Raw genomic sequence first — 770 nt, 5'->3', positions numbered from 1 at the left:
GTGGCCATCGGCGCCTCGCTGCAGGCCGGTGTCCTCAAGGGCGAGGTCAAGGACGTCCTGCTGCTGGACGTCACCCCGCTGTCCCTGGGCATCGAGACCAAGGGCGGCATCATGACCAAGCTGATCGAGCGCAACACCACGATCCCGACCAAGCGCTCGGAGATCTTCACCACCGCCGAGGACAACCAGCCCAGCGTGCAGATCCAGGTGTACCAGGGCGAGCGGGAGATCGCCGCGTACAACAAGAAGCTGGGCATGTTCGAGCTGACCGGGCTGCCGCCGGCGCCGCGCGGGGTGCCGCAGATCGAGGTCACCTTCGACATCGACGCCAACGGCATCATGCACGTCTCCGCCAAGGACCTGGGCACCGGCAAGGAGCAGCGGATGACCGTCACCGGCGGTTCGGCGCTGCCCAAGGACGACATCGAGCGGATGATGCGCGAGGCCGAGCAGTACGCGGAGGAGGACCACCGGCGCCGGGAGGCGGCCGAGACCCGCAACCAGGCCGAGCAGCTCGTCTACACCACGGAGAAGTTCCTGGCGGACAACGCCGACAAGGTGCCCGGGGATGTGAAGTCCGAGGTCGAGGCGTCGGTGGCGGACCTGAAGGAGAAGCTCAAGGGCGAGGACACCGCCGCCATCCGCGAGGCCTCGGAGAAGGTGGCGGCCACCAGCCAGAAGCTGGGCCAGGCCCTGTACGCCGACGCCCAGGGCCAGCAGGCCGCGGGCGGCGCCGAGACCGGCGCCGGTGCCAAGGCCGGCGCGGACGA

1 protein-coding gene is annotated in these 770 nt (G+C 69.5%); it reads left to right on the top strand.

Annotated elements, in window-relative coordinates:
* A partial coding sequence (locus tag ACW69E_RS27725; protein ID WP_457501032.1) for an Hsp70 family protein occupies window positions 1–770 on the top strand: 770 nt, incomplete at both ends.

This window comes from Streptomyces sp. SS8, from assembly GCF_054072955.1.
The sequence above is the reverse complement of the archived record's forward strand: the minus strand, read 5'-3'. Positions and strand labels throughout refer to the sequence as shown.